Source organism: Pseudomonas arvensis (assembly GCF_056688935.1).
The window spans coordinates 2,747,615-2,771,420 of the sequence record NZ_CP162038.1 but is presented as its reverse complement, the minus strand read 5'-3'; the positions used below and the strand labels follow the sequence as shown (position 1 = coordinate 2,771,420).

The following is a 23,806-nucleotide window of genomic DNA, read 5'->3' as shown; positions in this document are numbered from 1 at the left end:
CCCTCGGTTCATGCACTTCAAGGACGATCCGCACATGGCGGCTTCAAACAAATGGCTGATGTCGTCAGTCGCGTATTACCTGGATTTTTTCACCGTCCCCCTGTTTGTCGGCCTGGCGCTCTGCCTGGCGCCGCTTGAGCCGCTGCAACTGCTCGCGGGCCTGCTGGCCTGGACACTGGTGGAGTATTCGGCGCATCGCTTTCTGTTCCATTCGCTGTATCGCCACGAGCACTGGACCCACCATGTGGATGTGCTGGCCTATATCGGTGTATCGAGCTGGAAAACCAGTTCCACCTTTGCGGCGTTGCTGCTGCTGGCCTGGTACACCGGCCTGACCTCGGCGTTTGTCGGAGCGGTCACGGGCTACTTCTATTACATCTCGGTGCACTACGTGATGCACCGGCCAGCGCATTGGGCCTATGGGTTTATTCCAGGGTTGGTGGCCAATCACGATCTGCATCATCGCAAAGGCATCGAGAAGAACTTCGGCGTGTCTTCGCCGCTGTGGGACCATGTGTTTCGCACGTATATTCGCGCAGACCGTGCCTGAACCGCCGCTGAGCTATTGTTTTTATCACGAATAAATCTAGCGCTGCGTACACCTGCGTTCTCAACCTTATCTACGCTCTAGCCCGTGCCAGGAGGCGCATTGAAGAGTCCATGACGGACCCACTGTCTCCTGGCGCCTGATGCCTAGGAGATAACGATGAGAATGGAAACCCATCGCCCCCGGCCTGGGTTCGGCTGTGCGCTGTTTGGCGCGTTGCTGAGCCCTCTGGTCGTCGCGGCCCCCACGCTGTCTACGCAAATACCCTTCGATGTCACGGCGACGCCGCCGTTTTCCCTCACCAGCCTGCAAGCCAACTTCGACGAGATGTCATGGCAGACGTTTATTGCGCTGAACTGGCCGGTGCTGGCCGATGGCAAGCCCAATACCGGTGTGCAGATCGGCCAGCAGGACGCGGCCACGGTGTGGGAGAGCTACAAAGAGAGCTATCAGATTTTCCTGCCCCAAGGGCAGAAACCGGCGGCCTGGCAGGCGCCCGCCAACGTTCCGGCAGCCTGCGAGGGCAAAGGCTCGGGACGCTTGTTGCAGCAAATGGGCAAGGTGCCGGATGTGCTGGACGAGTTTATCCAGCCGTTTCAAAGTGGCCCGCTGGTGGACCAGAGCGGCGTGTACACACGCAATGAAATCGTGGTCAACCAATCGATGTTCGACGGCATCGTCAACAATGGCCTGTACAGCATCCAGGGCCAGCAGGCGTTTTTTGCCGCCAGCCCGACCAATGCGGTGGCGTTCAGTTGTGGCAACCCGGCCACCAGTGACGTGGGTTCGCTGATGGTCAAGGCGTCGTGGAAGGTGCTGGACGGCAACGACCAGCCTGGCAGTTTCCATACCGTCGATGCCCTGGTGTATACGCCGGGCAACAGCGACCCGAGCAAGGGGCCGGTGGTGGCCGAGTCCTGCGTTGCCGAGCCAGTGGGGCTGGTGGGATTGCATATCGTGCACAAGACCACCAGCGCGCCGCAGTGGGTGTGGTCGACCTTCGAGCACGTCGACAATGTGCCGGAGAAAACCACGCCGCCCGCCGAGCGCAAAGGCCCGTATTTGTTCTACAACGCCAGCAGCCATGCCGAGGTCAACCAGCCGCCGCCCCGGCCGTGGAACCCGGCGGTAAAGGCCACGCCATCGCAGATCGTGCGTGAAATCCCTTTGACCGACGAAACCAAGGCCCTCAACACCACCTACCAGAACCTGCTGCGCACGGTTAATCCCAATAGCGTATGGGCCAATTACCAGTTGATCAGCACCCAGTGGCCGACCCTCAGCGGCCAGCCCCCGTGCCAGATCTCGGCCACCAAACCGTTGGGCAACCCGGCGCCGTCATTCCTCGCCAATGCCACGCTGGAGACCTATATCCAGGGCACCGTGCCCCAGGCGTCGTCGAGCTGCATCGCCTGTCACGGCAATGCGGCCACCCACGTGACGCAATCACCGCGCACCAGTTTCGCCGACTTCACCTACCTGCTCGAACGCGCCCAATCCACCGGTGTGACAAGGAGTCAGCCATGAGTACCGACCTGGACAATTTCACCGGCCTGAGCGTGGTGCTCACCGGCATCAATCAGGAGCTGTTGGCGCCGTCGGTCGACCCCATCGGCCTGCCCAGCACCTTTCTCGATTTCATCGGCCCACGCCTGGGGCAAACCGTGCTCAGCGCCCTGCTCGCCCAATACGCCGCGCTGGTGAGTGAGCAACAGACGCCGCAGCAAATCGGCACGGCCATCCTGATGCAGAACGGCCAACCCGCCGCGACACAAACCGCCCAGGCAGCGCGGGCAATCATGAAGTTGTGGATGCTCGGCGTTTGGTATCAGCCGTATACCCAAGGCGCGTTCCCGGTGAACGAGCAAACCGTGGTCAGTGATGAGGCCTACACCCAGAGCTGGGCGTGGAGCATCGCTCAGGCTCACCCGATGGGCTACAGCGAGTTTTTCTTCGGCTACTGGAACAGCCCGCCACCGAGCCTGGAAGACTTCACCGGGGTCACCGCCAGCCCACAGCCAGGAGCATCGTCATGAGCAGCGAACAAGCAGATGTCGTGATCGTCGGTGCGGGCCTCGCGGGCAGCATCATTGCCTACCAACTCGGCCTGGCGGGGGTGAAGGTGCTGGTGCTGGAGTCCGGCCCGGAAGTCCCGGCCAACCGTAACCAGTACCTGCAGCGGTTCTACACCGCCACGCTGAAGACCCCCGAATCGCCCTACCCGCCGGTCAGCACGCTGAGCCCGGCACGCAACCCGGCCGAACAGAACGCGCCACGGGCGACGATTGCCGACCTGATCCTGGGCTGGGACAACCCCGAGGTCAGTTACCTGGTGCAGAAAGGCCCGCTGCCATTTACCAGCACGTATGAACGGGTCGGCGGCGGCACCACCTGGCATTGGGTCGCCACATGCCTGCGCATGTTGCCCAATGATTTCCGGATGAAGTCGCTGTACGGCGTGGGCGTGGACTGGCCCATCGGCTATAACGACCTGCAAAGCGCCTATTGCCGCGCCGAAGCGGAAATCGGCGTGGCGGCCAACGTCGCCGACCAGGCTTACCTGGGCATCACCTTCCCGACGAACTATGAATACCCGATGACCAGCATTCCGTTGTCACTGGTCGATGGCAGCTTCGTCAGCGCGGTGCAGGGCCAGTCATTCCAGGGCTTGCCGCTGGTGGTCAGCCCGACGCCGGCCGGGCGCAACTCGCAGCCGTATGCCGGGCGCCGGGTGTGCGCGGGCAATACCAACTGCACGCCGATCTGCCCGATCCAGGCCAAGTACGACGCCACGGTGACCCTGAACAATGCGCTCAACACCGGCAATGTACGGGTGCTGTACAAAACCGTGGCGAGCAAGGTCACGGTGGCAGCGGACAAGACGGTCAGTGGCATCGAGTTTATCCAGTACCAGCTGGGTGATGGACCGGCCACTGGCACGGGCGTCGCGGTCGGCCAGCGTTATGTGATCGCCGCCCATGCCATCGAGACGCCCAAACTGCTGCTCAACTCCACCAGCAGCGCCTGGCCCAAGGGCGTGGCCAACAGCAGCGGCCAGGTCGGTCGCAGCTTGGCAGACCACCCGATCTACCTGGCGTGGGGCTTGATGCCCGAAGGCAAGACGGTGTTCCCGTACCGTGGCCCGGTGGCCACCTCCGGCATCGAAAGCCTGCGCGACGGTGCCTTTCGCAGCCAGCGCGCAGCGTGGCGGATCGAGATCGGCAACGAGGGTTTCAACTGGCCGATCGGCGACCCCTACACCACCGTCGCCGACCTGATCGACGGCACCAACGTCAGCCGCACCAACCCGTTGCCAAACGCCACGGGCGCGCCCCAGGTGCTGTTCGGCACGGCGCTGGTGCAGCAGTTGAACAACTTGCTCACCCGGCAATTTCGCGTGGGCTTTTTGGTGGAACAAGTCGAGGACGATCCGAACAACGCCAACTGCTACATCGTGCCGTCCAGCCAGTACCAGGACCGCCTGGGCATCCCGCGCCCGGAAATCCACTACGACCTGTCGGACTACACCAAGGAAGGCTTCAAGCAGGCGCGGATTCTCGCCAGCCATGTCATCACCGAACTGCTCGGCGCCACCGAACTGACGGCCGACATCAAGCCGGGGCTGTTTGACTACCAGGGCGAGTCGTACTCGTTCCAGGGCGCCGGCCACTTGATGGGCACCTACCGCATGGGCGCGGACCCGGCCACCTCGGTGGTCGACAAGTACCAGCGCAGTTGGGACCACAACAACCTGTTCCTGGTGGGCGACGGCGTGTTCCCCACCACCGGCACCTCCAACCCGAGCCTAACCATCGCCGCGCTGTCGATCCAGGCCGGCGACACGCTGTGCAACGACCTCAAGGCCGTCACCGTGCAGGTGCAAGCGAACCAACCATGGCAAGGCACTGGCGTGCAGATCAACGGCCCAAGCCCGCGCCTGGTGCGCTATGTCAGCGGCCAATGGCTGGCCAGCCCGGTCGGCGGCATGGTCGATGGCAATGGCAGTCCGGGGTTGATCGCCAAGGCGGGCTACACCCTGCCCGGTGCCAATGAAGGGGCGCTGATTGGGCGTGTGGGCAACAGTGGCACGCCGTTTCTGGTTGGGGATCTGGCCGAGATTCCGCCGGGGCAGACCGGGGAATTGCAGCTGTGCATCAACGATGACCTGGAGGGGCGGTATGGGATTGGGCTGGGGGATAATCAAGGTGCGCTGACGGTGCGGGTCGAGTTCGGTACCGCGTAAAAAACCGGGGCTGCGAGCGTGGTCAGCTCGCAGCCCTGGTGCCCTCAGGCACTCGGCATGCAGGTCCTTGACGCTTCACATTCTGTAGCTATGGTCATGTTCATCCCCGTCCAGCTGTTTCTTTTCTTGCTTGGTCAGCGGCTCTTGCAGGTCTACATAGCGCTCGCGCACACGCTGCGCCATCTCAAGCACATAGGGTTCATCCTCGATAGCGACCACGAACAGCCGAAGGGGCAGCGCGCCGGTCTCGCCACTGCCCAGGATCCGCAGCGCGTCATCAATGGTGTCGAACGGCTCACCGATCTGCGAATTGGCGTCACACAGGCCAAAACTGATAAAGCTCGCCCAATCCCAACCCGTCTCGCGCACGTCGACGGGCAGGTAGGTGCCATCCGGTTTTTTGCCCGCCGTGAGCAACAGCTGCTCCAACGCTTGAGCAGAGCTGACCGTTGGAACCGCAGTGGCCAATTGCAGGTTCGCAGACTCATGGTAGAACAGGTAGTAACCGCCCCGCGGCAACTTGGACAGCTTGGGTAGCTGGCCTTTTTTGCTGCCCACATCGGCGACCCAGTCCTTGGCCCGCTTGGCCTGCAAAAGCACGGCTTTGCGACAGATCAGGCCACCGATATTCAACGAGATAATGACACCAAGGTCGGCCCCTAAACGGCTTTCTTCCGGCTTGCCCGCCAGTTGCAGCGTGCCAAGGAAAGACTGGGACATGGGGTAGCCGAATTTTGGAACCTGTTTGGACGCCCAGTTCCCAAACCAGTGTTCGACGTAGGCACTGAACCGGCCGTTCAACAGGTCCTCAATGGCCGCTGCGCTGTTCAGAAACCTGGCCATTTCCTGTTGGCACTGAAACATCGCCCAGTAGATCGCCCAGAGCACATCGATGGACAGGTGGGTGGGTGAAGTCGCCAATTGGCTCAGCAGTTGCCACTGATCGGCAGTGTGACCACATTGCAACAACTGACGGGCGGGGTCGCGTTGCATGTTTGCCGCAGCCAGCCTGGCGCTGGCCGCGACAATATTGGGAAAGCCGCCCGTCACCGCGACGCCGAAGTGATCCCGATTGGCGCGTTCGCGAATGCCTTCGGCGCGCTTGCGCCACTTGGCATAGGCTGCCACGTCCGGCGTTTTCTGAAAGACCAACTGCCCCAGGCAGTCGTGGGCTTGTGGCATTTTCATCTCGCGTACCAGGTCCATCACCCGAGCCAAGGTTACGGCGAAATCAGGCGCCAGCCATCCGTTGCCTTTCGCAGCTGCCAACGCCTCTGTCGCGGCCAACTCGAAGTCCTTCAACTGGCGCTGGGATCTGAGAAGCTTCGCCAATAGTTCCTTGAGTTTGAGCCGTTCCTCGTGCTGGCCAGCGACGTACCGGTTGTGCTCGTCAATGTCGCGGTTGCGTTGTGCCGTGATGGCCGGCTCATCGAAAGCCAGGATCGCTTGCTCATGCTGGAGCCGGGCGGCCTTGAGCTCAACGGACGCCTGATGCGTATCCAACGGGCTGAGCAGCCAACCGAAGCCGTGCCCTTCACCTTTCTGCCGATCAAACTGCTGTTGGCACTTGTGCACGCACGCCTGGCTCGGAGCCAAGGCTTCGGTGCGCTCCCTTTCGGCGCTGCGTAAACTCAGGCGGTCGATAGCGGCAATGCTGGCTTGAGCCTGGAGGATTCGCTCGGACAACACCGTCAGGGTCTGGCTGAGCGCAAGGGAAAAGGTGTTGCTCTGGACCCTGACATCTTTGCGGGGCGACGGTTGGAGCATGGTCATGAATGACTTCCTGGTCGAACGATCTGCATGCGCAATAGTAACCATACGGATGCCGAAGTCGACATTGCTTGCACACCCGCAACAGTCCTTTGTCATCATCGCCATTGATAGCCCCCTAACGAAACCCCTATGCTAGAGGGCTGATATCGCGCTTATATCATTCGCAATGATAGTTACCTTCGCTTCATTCGATTCGTGACATACCCCCTCGCCGCGCATGATCCGCCCATCTCAAATACATTGGCGGATGCACCTCATGGAACAGTCACTCAAACATTTGCGCTTGCCCCTGGCGATTCTGGCCGTGGCGGTGATGAGCGCGTGCGGCAAGACCCCGGACCAAGCGGCCGCCATGCCTGCGGCAAAAGTCAGCGTGGCCAAGGTGCTGGAACAACCGGTCAACGAGTGGGATGAGTTCACCGGCCGTCTGGAAGCGCCGGAAACGGTGCAGATCCGTCCTCGGGTTTCTGGCCAGATTGACCAAGTCGCTTTCACCGAAGGCGCTTTGGTCAAGAAAGGCGACCTGCTGTTCCAGATCGACCCGCGTCCGTTCCAGGCTGAAGTGCGCCGCCTTGAAGCCCAGTTGCAACAGACCCGCGCCGCTGCCACTCGCAGCGACAACGAAGCCCAACGCGGCGAGCGCCTGCGCCAGAGCAATGCAATCTCCGCCGAACTGGCCGACTCGCGCACCACCGCCGCCCAGGAAGCCCGCGCCGCTGTCGCCGGCATCCAGGCGCAGTTGGACCTGGCCAAGCTGAACCTGAGTTTTACCCGCGTGACCTCGCCGATCAGCGGCCGCGTCAGCCGTGCCGAGATCACCGCCGGCAACCTGGTGACCGCCGATGCCACCGCGCTGACCAGCGTGGTGTCCACCGACAAGGTCTACGCCTACTTCGACGCCGATGAGCGCGTGTACCTCAAGTACACCGAACTGGCGCGCCAGGGCCGCCGTGGCGCAACCACCCCGGTGTACCTGGGCCTGTCGAATGAAACCGGCAACCCGCACCTGGGCCAGATGAACTTCGTCGACAACCAGGTCAACCCGGCCACCGGCACCATCCGTGGTCGCGCCGTGTTCGACAACAGCAAGGGCGAATACACCCCGGGCCTCTACGCACGCCTGAAGCTGGTGGGCAGCGGCACCTACTCCGCCGTGCTGATCAACGATGAAGCCGTGGGCACCGACCTGGGCAAGAAGTTCGTGCTGGTCATGGACGGCGACAAACCGGCCTACCGCGCCGTGGAACTGGGGCCGAAGATCGAAGGCTTGCGCATTGTGCGCAGCGGCCTGAACAAGGACGACACGATTATCGTCAAGGGCTTGCAGCGCGTGCGTCCAGGCTCGCCAGTCGCGCCGGAAACCATTCCGATGGCCAGCCAGGAAACCCTCGCCGCCTTGGCCCAACAACGACAAGCGCTTGAAGCCAGCAACCTGGAACAAGTGGCGCCGGATAAAGCCGCGCCCAAACTGGCCAGCGTCGCGACTCCACGCGGTTAAGGGATACGACTCAAGATGAATTTTTCCAAGTTCTTCATTTCGCGGCCGATCTTCGCAGCAGTGCTGTCGCTGTTGATCCTGATCGCCGGCGCGATTTCGCTGTTCCAACTGCCGATCAGCGAATACCCGGAAGTGGTGCCGCCGACTGTGGTGGTGCGCGCCAACTTCCCCGGCGCCAACCCCAAGGTCATCGGCGAAACCGTGGCCGCGCCGCTGGAGCAGGCCATCACTGGCGTCGAGAACATGCTGTACATGTCCTCGCAATCCACCGCTGACGGCAAACTGACCCTGACCATCACCTTCGCCCTGGGCACCGACCTGGACAACGCGCAGGTGCAGGTGCAAAACCGTGTGACGCGGACTCAGCCAAAACTGCCCGAGGAAGTGACACGGATCGGTATCACCGTGGACAAGGCCTCTCCCGACCTGACCATGGTGGTGCACTTGACCTCCCCGGATCAGCGCTACGACATGCTGTACCTGTCCAACTACGCCATCCTCAACATCAAGGATGAGCTGGCCCGCTTGGGCGGCGTGGGCGACGTGCAACTGTTCGGCATGGGCGATTACTCCCTGCGCGTCTGGCTCGACCCGAACAAGACCGCCTCACGCAACCTGACCGCCACCGACGTGGTGACCGCGATCCGTGAGCAGAACCGCCAAGTGGCGGCCGGTGCCCTGGGCGCGCAGCCTGCGCCGAGCGACACCAGCTTCCAGTTGTCGGTCAATACCCAAGGCCGTCTGGTGACCGAGGAAGAGTTCGAGAACATTGTGATTCGCGCCGGCGCCAACGGTGAAATCACGCGCCTCAAGGACATCGCCCGGGTTGAACTGGGGTCCAGCCAATACGCGCTGCGCTCGCTGATCGATAACCAGCCTGCCGTGGCGATTCCGATCTTCCAGCGCCCCGGCTCCAATGCCATCGACATCTCCAACGATGTGCGCGCCAAGATGGCCGAGCTGAAAAAGAGCTTCCCGGCGGGCATGGACTACCGCATCGCCTATGACCCGACGATCTTTGTACGTGGTTCCATCGAAGCGGTCGTGCATACCCTGTTCGAAGCGCTGATCCTCGTGGTGCTGGTGGTGATCCTGTTCCTGCAGACCTGGCGCGCCTCGATCATTCCGTTGGTGGCGGTGCCGGTATCGTTGATCGGTACCTTTGCGGTGATGCACCTGTTCGGGTTCTCGCTCAACGCGCTGTCGTTGTTCGGCTTGGTCTTGGCCATCGGCATCGTGGTGGATGACGCCATCGTGGTGGTAGAGAACGTCGAACGTAATATCGAGCTGGGCCTGGAGCCGTTCCCTGCGACTGAAAAAGCCATGAGTGAAGTGACCGGCCCGATCATCGCTACAGCGTTGGTGCTGTGTGCCGTGTTCATTCCCGCCGCGTTCATCAGTGGCTTGACTGGGCAGTTCTACAAACAGTTCGCCTTGACCATTGCAATCTCGACGGTGATCTCGGCGTTCAACTCGCTGACCCTGTCCCCAGCCCTGGCCGCCGTGTTGCTGCGCGGTCACGACGCACCGAAGGATCGCTTCTCGAAGTTCCTCGACAAGCTGTTCGGCGGCTGGTTGTTCCGTCCGTTCAACCGCTTCTTCGAAAAGGCCAGCCATGGCTATGTGGGTACCGTACGCCGGGTTATTCGCGGCAGTGGAATCGCGCTGTTCGTGTACGCCGGCCTGATGGTGCTGACCTTCTTCGGGTTTGCCCACACGCCAACCGGTTTCGTGCCGGCTCAGGACAAGCAATACTTGGTGGCCTTCGCCCAACTGCCAGACGCCGCGAGCCTGGACCGTACCGAAAACGTGATGAAGCGCATGTCGGAGATCGCCCTGAAACAGCCTGGCGTGGAAGCTGCGATTGCTTTCCCTGGCCTGTCCATCAACGGCTTCACCAACAGCCCGAACAGCGGCATCGTGTTCGTGACCTTGAAACCGTTCGATGAGCGCAAAGACCCGAGCATGTCCGCCGGAGCGATTGCCGGCGCGCTGAATGGCCAGTACGCCAACATCGAAGAAGCCTACATGGCGATCTTCCCACCGCCGCCGGTACAGGGCCTGGGCACGATCGGCGGGTTCCGCCTGCAGATCGAAGACCGGGGCAACCTGGGCTATGACGAGCTGTACAAAGAAGTGCAGAACGTGATCACCAAGAGCCACGGCGTGCCGGAGCTGTTTGGCCTGTTCACCAGCTACACCGTCAATGTGCCGCAAGTCGATGCCGCCATCGACCGCGAAAAGGCCAAGACCCACGGCGTGGCGATCAGCGACATCTTCGACACCCTGCAGGTCTACCTGGGCTCGTTGTATGCCAACGACTTCAACCGCTTCGGGCGCACCTATCAGGTCAACGTGCAGGCTGAGCAACAGTTCCGCCAGGACTCCGACCAGATCGGCCAGCTGAAAGTGCGTAACAACAAGGGCGAGATGATCCCGCTGGCGACCTTTATCAAGGTCAGCGACACCTCGGGCCCGGACCGCGTGATGCACTACAACGGTTTTATCACCGCTGAAATCAACGGCAACGCCGCACCGGGCTACAGCTCCGGCCAGGCCCAGGCCGCGATTGAAAAACTGTTGAAGGATGAACTGCCCAACGGCATGACCTACGAGTGGACCGACCTGACCTATCAGCAGATCCTCTCGGGCAACACCGCACTGTTCGTGTTCCCGCTGTGCGTGCTGCTGGCGTTCCTGGTACTGGCTGCTCAATACGAGAGCTGGAGCCTGCCACTGGCGGTGATCCTGATCGTACCGATGACGCTGCTGTCGGCCATTACCGGGGTGATCATCTCGGGCGGCGACAACAATATCTTCACCCAGATCGGCCTGATCGTACTGGTGGGCCTGGCGTGCAAGAACGCGATTCTGATCGTCGAGTTCGCCAAGGATAAACAACAGGAAGGCCTCGACCCGCTCGCTGCCGTACTGGAAGCCTGCCGCCTGCGTCTGCGGCCGATCCTGATGACCTCGTTCGCCTTCATCATGGGTGTGGTGCCGCTGGTGTTGTCCAGCGGTGCCGGTGCCGAGATGCGTCATGCCATGGGCGTGGCGGTGTTCTCGGGGATGATCGGGGTGACCTTCTTCGGTCTGTTGCTGACGCCAGTGTTCTACGTACTGATCCGTCGCTATGTGGAACGCAGCGAAGCGCGCAAAGCGGCCAAGGCCTTGAAGCTGGAGACACAGCAATGAGTGTGAAAGTATTCCTGCCGAGCTTGCTGGTACTGGCGCTGAGCGCCTGTGCCGTCGGCCCGGACTATAAAACCCAGACCCCGGAGGCGGCGAACATCACCGCCGCCGCGGACGCCAAGCAGTATGACCATGCCAAGTTCGAAGGCATCTGGTGGCAGCAGTTCGAGGACCCGACGCTTAACCAGTTGGTCACGCAGTCGCTGCAAGGCAACCGTGATCTGCGCGTCGCCTTTGCCCGCCTGCGTGCGGCTCGGGCGATCCGCGATGACGCCAGCAATGACGCCATGCCGACCATCACCAGCCGCGTCAGCAGTGACCAGGGCAAGGGCCAGATCCCCGGCCAGACCACTCGCCGCGTCAAGACCGAGCGTTACGACCTCGGCCTGGACATGGCCTGGGAACTGGACCTGTTCGGCCGCATCCAGCGCAACCTGGAAGCGACCGACGCCGACCAGCAGGCCGCCGAAGCCGACCTGTACCAACTGCAAGTCAGCATGATTGCCGAACTGGTGGACGCCTACGGTCAACTGCGCGGCGCGCAACTGCGTGAAAAGATCGCCCTGGACAACCTGAAGAACCAGCAGGAATCGCGCACCATCACCGTCAGCCTGCGGGATGCCGGTGTGGGTGACCAACTCGACGTGGAACGTGCCGACGCACGCCTCGCCGCCGTTGAAGCCAGCGTGCCGCAACTGCAGGCCGAACAAGTGCGCGAGCGTAACCGCATCGCCACCCTCCTCGGCCAGCGTCCGGACAAACTCAGCGTGGACCTGAGCCCCAAAGACTTGCCGGCGATTGCCAAGGCACTGCCCATCGGCGACCCAGGCGAACTGCTGCAACGTCGCCCAGACATCCTCAGCGCCGAACGCAAACTGGCCGCCGCCACCGCGCGCATCGGCGTGGCCAAGGCCGACCTGTTCCCACGGGTCAGCCTCAGCGGCTTCCTCGGCTTTACCGCCGGGCGCGGTTCGCAGATCGGCTCCTCGGCAGCGAATGCCTGGGCCCTTGGCCCGAGCATCACCTGGGCCGCGTTCGACCTGGGCAGCGTGCGCGCTCGACTGCGTGGCGCCGACGCCGAAGCCGATGGCGCCCTGGCGACCTACGAACAGCAAGTGTTGCTCGCTCTGGAAGAATCCGAGAACGCCTTCAGTGACTACGGCAAGCGCCAACAACGCCTGATCTCGCTGATCCGTCAAAGCGAATCCAGCCGCGCCGCCGCCGACCTCGCCGCCATCCGCTACCGCGAAGGCACCGTGGACTTCCTCGTCCTGCTGGACGCCCAACGCGAACGCCTCGCCGCCGAAGACTCCCAGGCCCAGGCCGAAGTGGACCTGTATCGCGGAATCGTGGCGATCTACAAGGCGCTGGGGGGTGGCTGGAAGCCGGACACCGTTGTAGCAACGGCGAAGTGATGTAAAGAGCTCCTTTGGTTGGTCGCATCCAGCCAATTTTTAGCCCTGTGGCCTGTTTGGTCATGGGGCTTTTTTTGATTAATGTCCCAGCCATCTATATAGGGTGTCGGCTAACGGAATATTGATAGTTCGGAGACGCGAAAACACATTCAGGAAGCGCCTGTCTCGTAAAGTCGAATTTTCCGACATTAATCACAGATAACAAATCTTTACTCTCCGGGCTTTCGCGTCCAGGAGTGAAAGGGATGACTTCCAGCTTATTACCGAGCGCTTTTTTCGATCACAGCCGCCACACCCTGAAGGTTCGCAACGTCAACGCCCACCTCGACGTCCTGGCCTTCAAAAGCCAGGAACGCCTAAGCGAACCGTTCGCCTACCACATCGAATTCACCAGCACCGAGCGCGACCTCGCCGCCGAAACCCTGCTCGGCCAGCACGCCCGCTTCAGCCTGCATGCCCCGGCGCAAAAACTGCCCTTGCTGGGGCTGACGCCGCCCCCCATCAAGTCCCTGCGTACCCTGCGCGGCGTGGTCACCGGCTTCAGGCGCCAGTGCGGCTCCAACGACCAGGCCAGCTATGAAATCACCCTGCAGCCACGCCTGGCCCTGCTCGCGCGCGGTCGGCAGTTTCGCATCTACCAGCACCAATCGGTGCCGCAGATCGTCGACAGTCTCCTGCGCAGCCGCCACGACTTTGAAGGCCAGGACTTTCTGTTCAGCCTCAAACGCGACTACCCCAAGCGCGAACAGGTCATGCAATACGGCGAAAGCGACCTGGCGTTCATCACCCGCCTGCTGGCCGAAGTGGGCATCTGGTACCGCTTCAGCAGCGACGAGCGCCTGGGCATCGATGTGGTCGAGTTCTGCGACGACCAACGCTTGTACCAGTTCAACGTCGAGCTCCCATACCGCCCGCAATCGGGCCTCGGCAGCACTGCCCAGGACGGCGTGTGGAACCTGCAATCGAACCACCAGGTGGTCGAGCAACAGGTGCATGTTCGCGCCTACCACCACCGCGAAGCCCACGCGCACCTGAGCGGCGAGATTGACCAGACTCGCGGCGCCAAAACCACCTACGGCGAGGCCTACCACTACGCCGAACCCTACACAGCGCTCGGTGACCGGCTGGATCAGGACGAAGACCTGCTCAGCGAAAGCGGCCACTTCTACGCACGCCTGCGCCACGAGCGCTACCTCAACGATCAGACCCACCTCGCCGGCATCACCAGCAGCGCCACCCTGGCCCCAGGCCAGGTGCTCAACGTTACCGACGGCGCCCCACAGGCCTTCAAACCTGGGGCAGTCATCACCGGCCTGACCACCGTCGCCGCCCGTGACAGCAGCTTCATCGCCACCTTCGAGGCCATCCCTTATTCGCAAAGCGTGTGCTTTCGCCCAGAACTCAAGAACAAACCCCTGATCGCCGGCACTATCCCCGCGCGCGTAACCAGCAACCAGGCCAACGATGCCTACGCCCATATCGACCTGGAGGGGCGCTACCGAGTGAACTTCCTGTTTGACCGCGACACCTGGACGCTCGGTCAGGAAAGCCTCTGGCTGCGCCTGGCCCGGCCCTACGCGGGAGACACCCACGGCCTGCACCTGCCGCTGATCGCCGGCACCGAAGTGGCGGTGGCCTTCGAACAAGGCGACCCCGACCGCCCCTACATCGCCCACGCCTTGCACGACAGCCAGCACGTCGACCACGTGACCTTGCGCAACTACAAACGCAACGTCCTGCGCACCCCAACCAATAACAAACTGCGCCTGGACGACACGCGGGGGCAGGAGCACGTCAAGCTGAGTACTGAGCACAGTGGCAAGAGCCAGTTGAATCTTGGGCATTTGGTGGATGGTCAGCGCAAAGCCCGAGGCCAGGGCGCCGAATTGCGTACGGATGGCCATGCCGCCATCCGTGCAGGCAGCGGGATCTTCATCAGTGCGGACGCACAGCCCAAAGCGCAGGGCCAGATGCTTGAAATGAGCGCAGCACTGGGCCGGCTACAGCAGGCGGGAGAACAGTTGGACGGGTTGTCGGCAGACGCCCAGGCAGCCCAGGCAGACCCTGCCGATGTAGAGGCCCAGTTGAAGTTGCTCAAGCAAGACCTGGAGCAACTCAAGTCGTCCGTGCTGATGTTCAGCGCGCCTGCTGGTGTAGCCATGACCAGCGGCCAGCACTTGCAGTTGGCGGCTCAACACAACCTGATGATCAACGCCGGGGCCGAGGCAGATATCAGCGTGGTCAAGCGGTTGTTTATCGGCGTGGGTCAAGGGATGAGCCTGTTTGTGCGCAAGCTGGGGATCAAGCTGATCGCCAATCAAGGGGCGGTAAAGATCCAGGCACAAAACGACAAGCTGGAGTTACTCGCGCGTCACGGCTTGGAGATCACCAGTACCGAGGACGAGATCCATATCACGGCGAAAAAGAAAATCACCCTCAACGCAGGGGGCAGTTACATCACCCTTGATCAAAGCAGCATCGAGTCCGGGACGTTGGGCGACTACCTCATCAAGTCGGAGCACTACGCGTTCTCCGGCCCCGCCAGCCTGAAAGCCGCACATCCCGAATATCCGCAAAACCTTTTCAAACAACCGCTGCGGCTCAGCATGCCGCAAACCCCCAATGCCTCTGATCAAGGCTGGGCAGGCATGCCGTACACGCTGTACGCCGACGGTATCGTGCTCAAGCAAGGCGTATTGGACAAGTCCGGGCACGTGTTAATCGACCACGCGGTCGTCACCCAGCAATACCGAATCGCGTTGGCCAACGGCGTGAGCTGCCAGATCCCGGTCCCCACCGACTACCGAAACGCCGAACAAGGCCATCTTGCCAATGGCGGCATGCATAACCACCGCTCGCAAGCCGACGCCGAGGTAAGCCAGCCCACCTCGCACACCGACCATCGTGCCCTGTACGCCGCAGCGATCAGCGCAATCAGTGACCAGGAAGGGAAAACCTCATGATTGAACCCGACATCATCAGCCCCGTCGCCCTGCAACACGCCCAGCAGGTCACTTGCACCCCGCCCTGGTACGTGCAGAGCACCGAATACCCGCCCGCGCTGGCGACCTATCAACCTCTGATTAACGGTGAAGAAGCCTTCAAGGCCGTGCACCTGGCGATCGCCCAGGCAACCAAAACGGTCGACATCATCTGCTGGGGCTTCCAGCCGTCGATGTTCTTCATCCGTGATGGCCGTGCGCCGTGCATCGGTGAACTGCTGATGGCCAAAGCGCGGGAAGGGATTGAGGTGCGGGTGCTGGGCTGGGAAGCACCGTTTAATAGTGCTGGCTTAGGGGGTGAGGCCAACCTGCCCGGCAAAGGCCCGCTGCGTATCGCGGATCGGGCGCTGCAAAACGCCACGCAGGATCAGTACGCCTATGACCGCTATTGGTTTGCCCGCTGTGCGACGGCCGATTACATCGCGGCAGGGCTTAGGGCGGCGCGCAGTATTCCGGTATTTGTCGGCCGTGGTTTCAGCGTCTATGAGCGGGCTGAAATCGCCTATCAGGCCAAATACAAAAGCCTCGACCCGCAGCTCAGTCACAGCACGTTGGGCGCCCTGGCCGTCGCCGCGACTCACCATCAGAAAACAGTGCTGGTCGACTACGAACTGCCGGACAGCGCCGTTGGTTTTGTCATGGGCCACAATATGCTCGATGAGTACTGGGACACCGACCGGCACTCGGCGCTCAATCGCACCGAGGGCAGCAAACCTGCACCTGATTGCGGCCCCCGTGGCGATACCCCTCGTCAGGATATTTCCAGCCAGGTCAGCGGGCCGATTCTGGAGCACCTGCACCATAACTTCGCCAGCGCCTGGCGCAAGGAAACCGGCGAGGACCTGCTCGCATCGCGCAAGGCGATGGTGCTGGGACCACAACTGCAATGCACTCCCGGCATCACCCGGCAAGTGGCGCAGATCCTGCGCACCCAGGCACAAGACGGCAAGCGCGATATCGAAAAGGTCTACCTGAAGGCGGTCAACAACGCGACGCAGTTCATCTACATCGAGAACCAGTACTTTCGCTGGCCACCGCTGGCCGAGGCCATCAAAAAAGCGGCGGCTGACCAGACCCGTGCAGGGCGCGATCCGGGCCTGCATGGCAACCTGCACCTGTTTGTGATCACCAATGCCAGCACTGACGGCGTAGGCCCTGGAAGCTTGAACACCCAGCGCATGCTCGAAAGCCTCGGGCGCGGTGAGACCATTCCTGAAATCACCAAGTTGCAGCGCATTGAAAGGGTCAAAGCCCAAGCCGAAGCGCAGACGCCGACCTTGGCGGAACTCCTCGAACGACAGGCCTTGCTCACCTTGACCAGCCTCACCGACGCACTCGGTGGTGGCGAGATGAGCGACAAAGCCCGAGAAGCCCAACGCGTGGCCGCCAGAAACAATGCCATTCGACAGATGGATCTCAGAGCAGAGATTGCAGCAATCGAGGACAGCACGGTTAAACCAGAATCGCGCCCCGGCCTGAAAGTGCACGTGTGCTCACTGGTCGCACCGGATTCGCCTGCCGGCAAGCCGTGGATGCCGGTGTACATCCATTCCAAACTGATGATCGTCAATGACGTGTTCACCACCCACGGCTCAGCCAACATCAACACCCGCAGCATGCAGGTGGATAGCGAGCTGAATATTGCCCATGAGTGGATGAGTGTGACGCGGGGGTTGAGACGACGGTTGTGGAACCTGCATACGGATGGGAGGGGGGCGCAGGATGATGCCAAGGGTGCGTTCAAAGCTTGGGGCAGCATCATTACGGAAAACAAAGAACGCCAATCGAAGAACTTGGCACCCGACGCTCCGCTCGTTGAGTTTTATTACGGCGAAAAGACCGTGAAGGACCTTGACTGATGCGCAGATTCCTATTGCTGACAAGCCTGCTGCTGGCCGCCTGCGATAACGGCAGCGCTCCTACTCACCTGACCCAGGACACTTCCATGAACCCGCTGACCGAGATCAAAGCCCGGCTGACCTTTACCTGTATACACGAGCAAATTCCTGCACCGTCCGCCGAGGCCGACGAGCTATTCCAGTACGCTCGCTGGCTACAGAAAAATAACCTGCTCAAACAGGACAAAAGCGTCGACGTCGAGATCGAGCGCTTGTACCGGATTGCTGCCGAAAATGGCCATTACAAGGCCAATATCAACCTGCAAAACGGCACCATGCGCGGTCAGTTCAAGCTCCGTGGCGCGGATCGCCTGCGTCTGAGCCAGCAACTGATCGAGGCAAACGTGGCGACGGGATACTACTTTACCGGCGTTTTCCTGAAGAACGGTTCAGCAGGACTGAAGCAGGATGCTGCTATGTCGCTGCGCTACATTCGAAAGGCGGCCGACGAAGGCAGTGCGCAAGCGCAATACGATGTGGGCGACATGCTCGCGCCGATTGACATCGCGCCTGATGTTGCCCGGCAGATGCGCCGTTGCGCGGCTGAACAGGGCAATGGCAATGCAGCTGTCGCTTTGGGTGTCGATCTTAAAATCGAGGGTCGGTACCAAGAAGCGCTTGAGGTCTTCCAGATGGGCGTTGTAGCAGGTCACGAAAGCGCTGCCGGTTGGTTGGAGGAAGCCTTTCGCGGTCATCCCCCATCTGATGAATTGTACTACCTTGGCCAACAGCAAGACCTTGAACGCGCAGAACGCTATAACGCAATCTGGAGTCTGCTAGCGGACTACTCCTACGCCGATCCCAAAGTCCCCGAAATCAACGAAATCCTCCCCCTCCCCCCCGCCAAACTCCCCGCCTGGAACGGCAAGCTGCAATGGCTGGAAGCGCGCCTGGCCAATATCCCCCCGCCAAAACCCAGCGAAGCACTGATCCAGCAGCTAGCCAAGGCCAAACTCCTGGAACCGGCAACCGGCAGAGCCACCCCCGACTCTCCCGCGTTCATCAAGGCCAGCCACCTCGAACCGACCTGCTCCAGCGGCCAGGCCTGCCCGCAGACTGGCTACTGGCAGGCATTGAGCCTGAGTCGCAATGTTTACTTGCGGTTCAACGATGGCACCGTTCGCCGTTTCGAAGAGAACGAGATCATGCCCACGCTGAAAGTTCAGAGCCACAAATCCCGCTTTTTGCTGCCCGACATCATCACGGTCAGTGAAGAAAATATTGAATGGCAGCTGCTGGGGTAAGGTATGAAAAACAGGTTCCTCCTGCTGGCAAGTCTGCTGCTCGCTGCCTGTGATACCGGCAGTGCCCCTGCTTACCGGCCCCAGTCCACTCCCATGAACCCACTGACCGAGATCAAAACCCAGCTGGCCTTTGACTGTGTACACGAGCAAATCCCTACGCCGTCCGCCGAAACCGATGAGCTGTTCCAGTACGCACGCTGGCTACAGAAAAACAACCTGCTCAAGCAGGACAAAAGCGTCGACGCCGAGATCGAGCGCTTGTACCGGATTGCTGCCGAAAATGGCCATTTCAAGGCCAACATCAACCTGCAAAACGGCGCCATGCGCGGTCAGTTCAAGCTCCGTGGCGCGGATCGCCTGCGTCTGAGCCAGCAACTGATCGAGGCAAATGTGGCGACGGGATACTTCTTTATCGGCGTTTTCCTGAAGAACGGTTCAGCAGGACTGAAGCAGGATGCTGCTATGTCGCTGCGCTACATTCGAAAGGCGGCCGACGAAGGCAGTGCGCAAGCGCAATACGATGTGGGCGACATACTTGCGCCGATTGACATCGCGCCTGATGTTGCCCGACAGATGCGCCGCTGTGCGGCCGAACAAGGTCATGGCAAGGCAGCTGTCGCTTTGGGGGTCGATCTTAAAATCGAGGGTCGGTACAAAGAAGCGCTTGAGGTCTTCCAGATGGGCGTTGTGGCAGGTCGCGAGAGCGCTGCTAGTAGGTTGGATAAGGCCTTTCGCGGTCACCCCTCATCCGATGGGTTGTACTACCTCGGCCAACAGGAAGACTTTGAACGCGCTGATCGCTATAAAACAATCTGGCGCGTGCTTGCGGGGTACTCCTACGCCGATCCCAAAGTCCCAGAAATCAACGAAATCCTCCCCCTCCCCCCGCCAAACTCCCCGCCTGGGACGGCAAGCTGCAATGGCTGCAAGCGCGCCTGGCCAATATCCCCCCGCCAAAACCCAGCGAAGCACTGATCCAGCAGCTAGCCAAGGCCAAACTCCTGGAACCGGCAACCGGCAGACCCTAACGATAAGGCTGGGCGCATCCCGCCATTCCCAGTCGCCCGGCAAAGCTGATCTGCGGCTCAGCCAAGCCGTTTTTCCCAGTGCATTCGAACACGCGCTTCAGTGCCACTTGAACACCTCCTGCACAACCTCACTGACAGGCCGTGAAGCATGAGGCCCGTGCCCCCCTGGCCGTGGAAGCCGCTCCAGCACCTGGACGATGTTGCCCGTCTGATCGTGGCGCACCAGTACAAAGCGCGGCAAAGGTGTGCTGCGTACTGCACGCTTGCGAATAATTCTGACGGGCAAGTGTTCGGCGATCACGCCGCCATTGTCTTTGGCCTTTTCCAGCGCCTGTTGAATCGCTTTCACGTTTTCCTCGTACAACGCCCGGTTGTTTTTAGCCTGGTCCAGCAACGCAATGCCAAACAGGGTCGAGTCGGCGTTATGCGCTTGGGGCGCCTTGGCGAACAAGCTCAAGGTCGCCTCCTGCACCTCGTCACCCAAGTGGCGAAAATGGTTGGGGTCCGTTGTTTTCCCCAGGTTGAGCAGGTCTGCGATGTCCTCGCGTCCCCCCTTGATCGCGCCGGAATACACGTAATCCTCATCACCCGGAAATCCATGGGCCTGTTCATGGATCAGGGTGTTGGCCATAGCCTCATCGCTACGCCCCATGTAGCGGTAATAGTGCGTGGCGCCGTCCACATTCACTTCAATATATTTTTCCTGAAGGTTGCCTGCCTTGTAGCGGCTGTAGGACGACGGCAGGAGTTGGGCCTGCCACTCGGGACCCTCGTTTTCAAGGAAGTTGATGTTGGAAAGATCCAGTCTATCCAAGTCCGCTTTCATGGTGCGCTGCTTGCGCGTAAAGGCAGCTACTGCATCATCGGAGTCCGAACCGAAGAACGTTTTGCACACAAATTTGAGATCTTTCTCCAACTCAGGATCGGACAGCGCACGCAGGGCGCCATTGAGCCGCTCCCGGGCGATGGGCAGTGCCCGTTCAATGGCTTGACGGCTTTGTTCAAGCGGGGTTGTTGCGGTGGACGCTTCGGCGGTCGCCAGGGTCGGCAGTTGAGCGGGATCCTGTGAACGCAGATGCTCACCGTCAACAGACGGCCTGCGCATTTTCCGAGGACGCTCGATGGTAAAGGGCCGGGGGCCCAGTTGCTCTTTCAGCGCGGTATTCCAGGTTGTACGAAGCTCACCCAAGGGCTTGCCCAGACGAAAGAAACTGCGCTTGCTCAACCATTCGTAGCCTTGCTGTAACGGTTGCTCCAAGCCCGCAACAGGATTGAACAGGCTATGGGTCAGCTTGCCAAACGCCCTGGTAGCCGCCGACACCTTGGACAATGCGGTTTCTGCCCGACTGACAGCCTGTGCCCCTTCCACAGCCTCGCCCGCAACCACTGAACCGATCATCAAGGCGTCGAGCGCACAGCCGGTGAGCGCGCCAAGGTCGGTCTTTACGCGACCGGAGGAGATGTCGTCATAGCAGCCCTTAAAGGGAATAAGCAGGTTTTCAATCGTCTGTACCGCTTCTTGCGTGCGTGCCTCGAAACGCTCACGCGCCGTTGAGCCCATGGCGGAGCCCAGGAGTTCCTGTCGATTGAGCACCAGATCATGGCGCCGCACATAGGCGGCAAAATCCCTGCTCTTCGGCGAAAAATATCCGCCGTCTGCCATTAATCCACGCCCGCCACCGGCCGGCAGGGTTTCGCGCAAGGCTCGTATCTGTACTTCGGACTCCGCAGCCCCTTGGCCGTCCACATGGGATTGCAGTTTTGTCACCCACAGACGGGGCACGACAGCTTCGCCTCGGGCCAGTGTCTTCAGGAACGCCGGACGCTCGAAGTACTCGCCCCTCAAGGGCCAGAACTCAAAACACTTTGCCTCTTCACCCTGTCCCGCCTGGACGATAAAACCATAACGCCCCTTTACGCGTTCCTTTTGTTCATCCGCACTGCTGATGGACTTTCCCTCGGCAGTGATGGACTCGGCCTCCACCCTGTAAAACGTCAGTTCTTCTCGCTCCAGCAACTGTCGGTCCTGGAAAGGCATTTTGCTGAATAAGTCCTTGATACGTGTAGTGATGGCCGAACTGAACGTGTCGACACCCAACTTTACAGACTGCTCGAGTCGGTCTTTGGTAAAGCGAAGCCGATCAAAACCCGATTGCAGATCGGCGAGATCCCCGGCCACGTCCACCGTAATGCCGCCAAACGGGCCGTTGGCCACGTGTTGCGCATACTCGCCACTCTTCAACGCGCCCATCATATGCAGGTCGATCAAGCTCAATTCATACTCGGGGTCGGCCATGAAAAAAGGCATCGGATAGGTGTCTTTTTGCACGGGTTTTTCCAGGTCCCGCTTTGGGAACGCCACCTTGAGGTCCGCTTTTGCCAATTCTCTGCGTGTCAGGGGAGCCGTCTGCAGGGCGGCGGTGGCTTTATGCGTGGTCTCGATATAGTCGTTGTATTTCTGAGCGCTCTTGCGCAGATCTTCGACGGTGTAATGGTCATCCGCGCGGCCCACGATCACACCATTGAGCACGCCCCAATCCAGCAACGGATCGGCCTCGGCCGCCAGGAAAAACGGCATCAGCGCGGGTATTGGCGGCTGGAGAGCCGCACGCTCCAGCACTTGAGCATACGTCAGGGTCCGACTCGACCCTGGCGCGTGCGCTTCAAGCAGGGCAACGGTTTTTCTCAACACCAGCCAGGCGGGAGAACCTATGTGCAGAGTGTCCGGGGTATCACGCACCAGAAACTCTGGCGCGACGGTCGCCAGAAATAGATGGCTTACAGCGTCCACGGCGTCCGGATGCACGCCTTTGTTGTGCACAAGGTGCGTTTGCAGGTCGTTGCGAACATCGGCCATCTTGAGCCCGGTATTTTGTACCGAGTACACGTCATAACCCGCCACGTGATTTCTCCGCTGTCCCAGGTGCGGATCAATACGTAAAAGGTGCGCGGTGATCAGCAACTGATTGAGCTGTGTTTCGCGTAAACCAGCGCGGGGAAGCTTCAACCCCTCCAGCAAACGATGCTGGCGATACACATTGAGATTTTTCTGACGGCGTAATAGCCCAAGGATGTGCGCATCGACATTACCGGAAAGAGACTGGAGTTGGTCCAGCCACTGTGGGCCGACGAAGCGTTCAAAAGACTCCACCAGCGTTTGGCGGTCTTCCAGGCTCAGTTTCAGCGGCGCGTCCAGCGCCAGCCATGGGCCGGTGTAGTTGCCCATCGGCGGGCTGGCCGGAAACGGATGGCGCTGCCAGCCAATCAGATTGCGAATGGCCCCGGCCGAGCGGAGTACGTCCTGCCCGTCTGCTTTGGGTAGCATCACACGCAGTACCTGCAACGCGTCGACTTCGCCCGTGGAGTGCAGAACATGTCCGGTGGTTTGCGCCATTTTCAGCAGTCTGTCGAAGAGCTTCTTCAAGCCGGGTCGGGCCGATACATCGTCGCTCATATCGATCCAGCGACCTGCACTGCCCGACGCCTGCAAACGGCCATCGCAGATGCGTAGACGGGCGGTCTGGCCGTCGATTCCATGGTTGCGCCAGAGCACCTGCATGCCTGGACGATTCGCCAGGGCTAACAGAACCTTGCGCCCACGTTGAACGTCAGTGGCCAGCGTGGACCCCGTGACGCTTGAAAAACGGATGTCCGCGAGGTCGATACGGTCCTGATCAGCCTTGCCTTGCACGCCTTGCTCCAAGGCAACGAGCCAGCGTTCCTTGTTTCTGGCATCCAGTACAGCCGTGTCGAGCATGGCTTGTGAAAAATCGCTGATGCCCTGCAATTGGCCTGGGATGTGATGAAGCAGCGTCGAAGGGCGTAGCAACGGTTCTGGACGGTTGATCTCAGCGGAACGCTCTGGCTGAGTGCGGGTGGCGGTAAACAGCGAGCCTACGACAACAGGCTCAGGGGTAGCAGCGACCTTGGGCATTTGGGGAGCACGCTTTCACGATTGAAGAGTGC

General features: G+C 60.9%; 12 protein-coding genes and 1 pseudogene. 11 read left to right on the top strand and 2 right to left on the bottom strand.

What is annotated here, in order from left to right:
- Nucleotides 1-34: 34 nt before the first annotated feature.
- The 4 genes from AB3G88_RS12350 to AB3G88_RS12335 all read left to right on the top strand — a co-directional run bounded on the left by AB3G88_RS12350 (nt 35) and on the right by AB3G88_RS12335 (nt 4,790).
- Nucleotides 35-550 carry a sterol desaturase family protein gene (locus AB3G88_RS12350; protein ID WP_099584257.1) on the top strand — a complete coding sequence of 172 codons (516 nt, stop codon included), beginning with the start codon at nt 35-37 and terminating at the stop codon, nt 548-550.
- Nucleotides 551-706: 156 nt separating this feature from the next.
- Complete coding sequence (locus AB3G88_RS12345) at nt 707-2,074, top strand: cytochrome C (protein ID WP_400524889.1); 1,368 nt, start codon at nt 707-709, stop codon at nt 2,072-2,074.
- A complete protein-coding gene (locus AB3G88_RS12340) occupies nt 2,071-2,583 on the top strand; it encodes a sorbitol dehydrogenase (protein WP_158878204.1) in 513 nt (170 codons plus the stop codon). The genes AB3G88_RS12345 and AB3G88_RS12340 overlap by 4 nt, the downstream gene beginning before the upstream one ends.
- Complete coding sequence (locus tag AB3G88_RS12335; RefSeq protein WP_480454186.1) at nt 2,580-4,790, top strand: GMC family oxidoreductase; 2,211 nt, start codon at nt 2,580-2,582, stop codon at nt 4,788-4,790. The genes AB3G88_RS12340 and AB3G88_RS12335 overlap by 4 nt, the downstream gene beginning before the upstream one ends.
- A gap of 75 nt (nt 4,791-4,865) precedes the next feature.
- On the opposite strand, the gene AB3G88_RS12330 is transcribed toward AB3G88_RS12335, so the two are convergent.
- Nucleotides 4,866-6,563 (bottom strand): hypothetical protein, encoded by a 1,698-nt coding sequence (locus AB3G88_RS12330; protein WP_480454185.1) that lies wholly within the window; start codon nt 6,561-6,563, stop codon nt 4,866-4,868.
- A gap of 256 nt (nt 6,564-6,819) precedes the next feature.
- Between AB3G88_RS12330 and mexE the strand changes: the two genes are divergently transcribed.
- The 7 genes and pseudogenes from mexE (at nt 6,820) to AB3G88_RS12295 (ending at nt 19,840) form a co-directional block, all read left to right on the top strand.
- Nucleotides 6,820-8,061, top strand: a complete 1,242-nt coding sequence (gene mexE, locus AB3G88_RS12325) for a multidrug efflux RND transporter periplasmic adaptor subunit MexE (protein WP_099584292.1) — start codon at nt 6,820-6,822, stop codon at nt 8,059-8,061.
- A 15-nt stretch (nt 8,062-8,076) separates the two neighbouring features.
- Nucleotides 8,077-11,256 carry an efflux RND transporter permease subunit gene (locus tag AB3G88_RS12320; protein ID WP_099584252.1) on the top strand — a complete coding sequence of 1,060 codons (3,180 nt, stop codon included), beginning with the start codon at nt 8,077-8,079 and terminating at the stop codon, nt 11,254-11,256.
- Nucleotides 11,253-12,668, top strand: coding sequence for an efflux transporter outer membrane subunit (locus AB3G88_RS12315; protein ID WP_112195154.1), 1,416 nt, complete (start codon nt 11,253-11,255; stop codon nt 12,666-12,668). Before AB3G88_RS12320 ends, AB3G88_RS12315 begins: the two co-directional genes overlap by 4 nt.
- A gap of 245 nt (nt 12,669-12,913) precedes the next feature.
- Entirely contained in the window at nt 12,914-15,631 is a 2,718-nt protein-coding gene (locus AB3G88_RS12310; protein WP_480454184.1) for a type VI secretion system Vgr family protein, read from the top strand.
- Nucleotides 15,628-17,529, top strand: coding sequence for a phospholipase D-like domain-containing protein (locus AB3G88_RS12305; protein WP_480454183.1), 1,902 nt, complete (start codon nt 15,628-15,630; stop codon nt 17,527-17,529). The genes AB3G88_RS12310 and AB3G88_RS12305 overlap by 4 nt, the downstream gene beginning before the upstream one ends.
- Entirely contained in the window at nt 17,529-18,812 is a 1,284-nt protein-coding gene (locus tag AB3G88_RS12300; protein ID WP_480454182.1) for an SEL1-like repeat protein, read from the top strand. The genes AB3G88_RS12305 and AB3G88_RS12300 overlap by 1 nt, the downstream gene beginning before the upstream one ends.
- A gap of 93 nt (nt 18,813-18,905) precedes the next feature.
- Nucleotides 18,906-19,840 (top strand): annotated as a pseudogene (locus tag AB3G88_RS12295) (SEL1-like repeat protein).
- Nucleotides 19,841-19,937: 97 nt separating this feature from the next.
- Here the strand turns inward: AB3G88_RS12295 and AB3G88_RS12290 are convergent.
- Nucleotides 19,938-23,774, bottom strand: coding sequence for a hypothetical protein (locus AB3G88_RS12290; RefSeq protein ID WP_480454180.1), 3,837 nt, complete (start codon nt 23,772-23,774; stop codon nt 19,938-19,940).
- Between the last annotated feature and the right edge of the window lie 32 nt (nt 23,775-23,806).

Bases quoted from the DNA above. Each gene is read 5' to 3' on its own strand.
- AB3G88_RS12290 (WP_480454180.1), bottom strand. From the start codon at position 23,774: ATGCCCAAGGTCGCTGCTACCCCTGAGCCTGTTGTCGTAGGCTCGCTG.
- AB3G88_RS12300 (WP_480454182.1), top strand. From the start codon at position 17,529: ATGCGCAGATTCCTATTGCTGACAAGCCTGCTGCTGGCCGCCTGCGAT.
- AB3G88_RS12350 (WP_099584257.1), top strand. From the start codon at position 35: ATGGCGGCTTCAAACAAATGGCTGATGTCGTCAGTCGCGTATTACCTG.
- AB3G88_RS12345 (WP_400524889.1), top strand. From the start codon at position 707: ATGAGAATGGAAACCCATCGCCCCCGGCCTGGGTTCGGCTGTGCGCTG.
- AB3G88_RS12340 (WP_158878204.1), top strand. From the start codon at position 2,071: ATGAGTACCGACCTGGACAATTTCACCGGCCTGAGCGTGGTGCTCACC.
- AB3G88_RS12315 (WP_112195154.1), top strand. From the start codon at position 11,253: ATGAGTGTGAAAGTATTCCTGCCGAGCTTGCTGGTACTGGCGCTGAGC.
- AB3G88_RS12335 (WP_480454186.1), top strand. From the start codon at position 2,580: ATGAGCAGCGAACAAGCAGATGTCGTGATCGTCGGTGCGGGCCTCGCG.
- AB3G88_RS12330 (WP_480454185.1), bottom strand. From the start codon at position 6,563: ATGACCATGCTCCAACCGTCGCCCCGCAAAGATGTCAGGGTCCAGAGC.
- AB3G88_RS12310 (WP_480454184.1), top strand. From the start codon at position 12,914: ATGACTTCCAGCTTATTACCGAGCGCTTTTTTCGATCACAGCCGCCAC.
- AB3G88_RS12320 (WP_099584252.1), top strand. From the start codon at position 8,077: ATGAATTTTTCCAAGTTCTTCATTTCGCGGCCGATCTTCGCAGCAGTG.
- AB3G88_RS12305 (WP_480454183.1), top strand. From the start codon at position 15,628: ATGATTGAACCCGACATCATCAGCCCCGTCGCCCTGCAACACGCCCAG.
- mexE (WP_099584292.1), top strand. From the start codon at position 6,820: ATGGAACAGTCACTCAAACATTTGCGCTTGCCCCTGGCGATTCTGGCC.